The organism is Actinomyces urogenitalis DSM 15434 (genome assembly GCF_000159035.1).
In the GTDB taxonomy this organism is placed as follows: Bacteria; Actinomycetota; Actinomycetes; order Actinomycetales; family Actinomycetaceae; genus Actinomyces; species Actinomyces urogenitalis.
Genome location: NZ_DS999575.1, coordinates 7,639 through 12,114, shown reverse-complemented (window position 1 = coordinate 12,114; position 4,476 = coordinate 7,639). Strand labels below are relative to the sequence as shown.

At 71.0% G+C, this 4,476-nt stretch carries 5 protein-coding genes; all 5 read right to left on the bottom strand.

Translation table 11 applies throughout. The features are described 5' to 3' along the window. Window positions 1–665, bottom strand: a 665-nt coding sequence (gene ispE / locus HMPREF0058_RS06045) for a 4-(cytidine 5'-diphospho)-2-C-methyl-D-erythritol kinase (RefSeq protein ID WP_006548845.1), incomplete at its 3' end; no start/stop codon positions are given. After that, entirely contained in the window at window positions 662–1,594 is a 933-nt protein-coding gene (gene rsmA / locus HMPREF0058_RS06040) for a 16S rRNA (adenine(1518)-N(6)/adenine(1519)-N(6))-dimethyltransferase RsmA (protein WP_006548844.1), read from the bottom strand. The genes ispE and rsmA, both read right to left, overlap by 4 nt. 41 nt (window positions 1,595–1,635) lie before the next feature. Next, window positions 1,636–2,472: a resuscitation-promoting factor gene (locus HMPREF0058_RS13355; RefSeq protein WP_050765664.1), complete on the bottom strand. Its 837-nt coding sequence runs from the start codon at window positions 2,470–2,472 to the stop codon at window positions 1,636–1,638. 173 nt (window positions 2,473–2,645) lie between these two features. After that, on the bottom strand, window positions 2,646–3,554 hold the full coding sequence (locus HMPREF0058_RS06030) for an aggregation-promoting factor C-terminal-like domain-containing protein (RefSeq protein WP_040319736.1): 909 nt from the start codon (window positions 3,552–3,554) through the stop codon (window positions 2,646–2,648). 100 nt (window positions 3,555–3,654) lie between these two features. Next, the coding region (locus HMPREF0058_RS06025) for a TatD family hydrolase (RefSeq protein ID WP_006548841.1) at window positions 3,655–4,476 on the bottom strand (822 nt) is incomplete at its 5' end.

Below are 4,476 nucleotides of genomic sequence, written 5' to 3'. Positions count from 1 at the left end.
TCGGCGGCCTCGTGCTGCGCGCGTATCTGGTCCAGGCGGGTAAAAACCTCCGGCGTGGACAGACCCTGCCGCGCCGTGGCAAAGACCCAGTGGTAGGTGCCGCGCGTCATGAGAGGGCTGAGCTGGTCCCCGCGGCCGTGTCCGACGGCGGCCGAGCCGATGAGGGGGAAGGCGCAGTCCGCACCGAGCTGGGTGGCGAGCTCCATGAGCTCACCCAGAGCGAGGCCGGTGCCCCACAGCTGGTTGCAGGCCAGAAGCGTGGCCGCGGCGTCGGCCGAACCACCCGCCATCCCGCCGGCCACCGGCACGCGCTTGCGCACGAGCAGGTCAACGCCCTCCTCCACGCCGGTCTCGCGTGCGAGCAGGCGGGCGGCGCGGACGGCGAGGTTACGCTCGTCAGTGGGGACGGCGTCGTCAGGCTCGGCCAGCGTGAGGGTGACGGCGCCGCGGGCGTCAGCGGCCTGGCGCCGGGCGGTGACGGTCTCGATGAGCCGCACAGCCTGGAACACCGTGGTCAGCGGGTGGTAGCCGTCCGCGCCAGGGGCGCCGCAGGACAGGAAGAGGTTGACCTTGCCGGGGGCCTCGACGCGCACGGAGCTTGCCGAGCCGGCCTTGGGGCCGGCGGCGCGCGGGGCGCCACCGGGGACAACGCGCAGGTGGCTCATCGGGTTGTCTCCTCCTTGGGGTCGGATCCCTGGTCCTCCAGGGCCTCAGCCAGGGCGGCGAAGTCGTGGACGTCGAGGGTCTCGCCACGCCGGGTCGGGTCGATGCCGGCCGCCCGGATCGCCGCCTCGGCTGCCTGCGGGCTCCCAGCGAGGCCGGCCAGGGCCTGGCGCAGGGTCTTGCGTCGCTGGGCGAATGCGGCATCGACGACGGCGAAGACGGCCTCGCGGCTGGCTCGGGTGCTCGGCGGCTCGCGGCGCACCAGCTCCACTAGGGCGGAGTCGACGTTGGGAACCGGCCAGAAGACGGTGCGACCGATGGTGATGGTCCGGCGAGCGGAGGCGTACCAGGCGGCCTTGACCGAGGGCACGCCGTAGACCTTGGAGCCGGGGCCGGCGGCCAGACGGTCGGCGACCTCAGCCTGCACCATGACGGTGACCGACTCCAGGCTCGGCAAGGCGGCCAGCAGGGTCAGCAGGACGGGGACGGCGACGTTGTAGGGCAGGTTGGCCACCAGGCGCGTGGGCAGCGGGTCACCATCGGCGAGCCCGAGAGCGGCGGGGCCGTCAATGCTCAGCGCATCGGCTCCCACCACCCGCAGGCGCCCGGCTGCCTCAGGCATGCGCTGGGCGACGGTCACGGGCAGGGCCTGCGCGAGCGGCGGGTCGATCTCGACGGCGATGACGCTGGCTCCGGCCTCCAGGATGGCCAGGGTGAGCGAGCCCAGGCCTGGACCGACCTCCAGAACCGTCTCACCGTTGCGCACGCCGGCGGCGCGTACGATGCGGCGCACGGTTCCGGCATCGTGAACGAAGTTCTGCCCCAAGGTCTTGGTGGGGCGCACCCCAAGGGCCTGGCTCAGCGCACGGACGTCGGCAGGCCCAAGGAGACCGGAGGCGGCGCCGTCGGGCTGCACAGTGGGTTCGGGCATGGGGCCAGCGTAACGGCCTGGCCGACCCGAGGGCTGCGGCCTCAGCGCAGGCCCAGGCGTGAGTTGCAGCCGGGCCACTGGCCCCAGCCGGAGCGGGCCTGGAGCTTCTGCGCCATGGCGGTCTGCGCCTCAGCGCTGGCCTCCGAGGGCAGGCCGGTGCCTCCCAGCGCCTGCCAGGTGCTCAGGGAGAACTGATACATGCCGTAGTAGCCGTTACCGGTGTTGGTCGCCGGGTTGCCACCGGACTCGCACTGGGCCAGCGCCGCCCACACATCGCCCGAGGCTGCGCCGGCGCTGGAGTCCGCGGTGGTCGAGGTGGTGGCAGAGGAGGCCGAGGCGGTGCCCACGAGGATGACCTCCTGGGTGGCGGGCGTGACGGTCACCTGGGACAGCACCTCGCGTGAGGCCTCCTGCCCGCCCTGGGACGTGACCTGGTAGGTGGTGCGGACCACGCCGTTGACACCTGCCGTCTTGACCTGGGTCACCCCCTCGGGCAGGGAGGCGGTCTCCTCGCGAACAGTCTCAAAGGCCTGCTCAGAGTCCTCGGTCACGGTAGAGACCGTGGTCTGAGCACCCGTGACAGTCAGACCGATCGAGGCTGACGCCTCCTGGCCGTCTGTGGCCTGCGCCGCGGACCCGATCCCGGTCAGGCTGGCCCGCGCGGCGCTCAAGGGCGCGATATCGGGGCCGGCTGCCTGGACAGCCGCGTAGGCTCCACCGCTGACCGCGATCGCGAGCACGCTGGCGATCCCACCGGCGCGCAGCAGGGAGCTGCGCAGTACGTGGTGGTCGCTCGCCGCAGCGTGGTGGTGAGCGCCGCAGCGCCCGTGCTCGGCGTGGTGAGCGTGCGTGGAATGAGCTGAGGTGCGGTGTCCCACAATGAGAACCGTCCTTTCGTCGGGAGCCATCACGGTAACGAAAAGATCACGACGCGCACAATGAGGCTTCTCACGCCCCGGTTCTCATCGCGAGTGTGCAGGTGCGCCCTTGAGTGTGCAGTCCCAAGGTGCACACCCGTGCACCTACCTGCACACTCGCCGGCGCCCAGGAATCAGTACCAGCCGACGCTCTGGGAGTGGGCCCAGGCGCCGCACGGGCTGCCGTAGCGCCCAGAGATGTATCCCAGGCCCCAGGTGATCTGCGTGGCAGGGTTGCTCGCCCAGTCCGAGCCAGCCGAGGCCATCTTCGAGCCGGGCAGCGCCTGAGGAATGCCGTAGGCGCCAGAGGAGGAGTTCTGCGCCTGGTAGTTCCACCTCGACTCGCGGGTCCACAGGTTGACCAGGCAGGAGAACTGCTCGTCCCCCCAGCCGTAGGAGGAGAGCATCGAGCGAGCGATAGCCTGGGCGGAGGCGGCATCCGTACCAGCGGCCGCCAGTCCCGCCGTCGTCGCAGCGGTACCGGTGCCCACGAGGACGACCTCGTCCACCTTCTGACTCACAGTGACCTGGGACAGGACCTCGCGCGAGGTCTCGGTGCCGTCAGTGGTGGTGACCTGGTAGGTCGTGCGGACCACGCCGTTGACGCCTGCGGTCTTGACCTGGGTCTCGCCCTCCAGGAGCGTGTCCGTGCGCTCCTCGACGGTCTCGTAGGGCTGCTCGACGTCCTCAGTCACGGTCGAGACCTGAGACTGTGCGCCCGAGACCGTGAGGCTGGCCGTCTGCGCCGTCGCGCTCTCGGACTGCGCGCCGATCGCTCGCAGCTGGGTCTGCGTCTCACTGAGAGGGCGCACGTCCGTGCCGGAGGCGTTGACCGCGGCGTAGGCACCACCGGAGACGGCCAGCGCCAGGGTGGCAGCGGTACCACCGGCACGCATCATGACGGGCGTCATCGAGGTGCGCACAGGGCCCTCAGCACGACGGCGGCCGTGGTCACGAGAGCCCGAGGTCAGACTCCGCTGAGCCAGTGCTCCGAGACCGACGAGCGTCGTGCTGACAGAGCTGCTCTGAGAGTGACGACCCACGATTAAACTTCCTCACCTTAGGGGACCGGCAACGACGGTAGCCGATGCACCAGGCTCCCGCAATAAATTTGATCACGAATTGATCACATGCGGCGTGTCCTCACCACATCGACGAGGAACGACGGCGCTCCACACCTCCGCCCCGTACCTGGCCCGACGGCGCCGCTCGCCAGCGGCCGTACACCGCCTCAGTGTTGCGTGCCAGCATCTGGCACAGCGCAGCCTCATCCACCTCGCGTGAGTCAGCCAGGAAACGGACCGTGTCTCCCATGAGGTAGGAGGCGTTGGGACGCCCGCGCCACGCCTTGGGAGGCAGATAGGGGGCATCGGTCTCAACCAGGAGCAGCTCGCTCGGAACCAGGGCCAGCGCAGAGCGCAGCTCCTCATTGGCCGGATAGGTCGCCGGCCCGGCCACCGAGGCGTACCAGCCATGCTCGGCGCACGCTCGGGCTAGCTCGGCCCCACCGGAGAAGCAGTGGAAGACGGTGCGCTCAGGGGCGCCGTCGGCCAGGAGCACCTGCACGCAGTCCTCGTGCGCGTCACGGTCGTGGATCTGCAGCGCCAGCCCGAGCTCCTTAGCCAGGGCGATATGCGCCCGGAAGGCCTCGCGCTGGACCTGGCGGCCACGCTCGCCGGTGCGGAAGTAGTCCAGCCCGCTCTCCCCCACGGAGACGACGACGTCCCGGCACTCCCGGATCGTCGCCTCCAGCCGCGCCATGGCGGCGTCCACAGGCTCGTCGTGGTGAGGGACCGCAGCGGGCTCCAGTCCGTCCGGCCCGACCTCGCGCACGCCGGCGTGGAGCACGGCCTCGTTGGGGTGGACGGCCAGCGCCACGCGCACCCCCGGCAGGCTCCGCGCCAGCTCCACCGAGCCGGCCCAGGTCGGCGTCTCGCAGGCCGAGGTGACCACGCGCGTCACGCC

Coding starts and splice junctions, on each gene's coding strand:
- rsmA (WP_006548844.1), bottom strand. CDS start 1,594: ATGCCCGAACCCACTGTGCAGCCCGACGGCGCCGCCTCCGGTCTCCTT.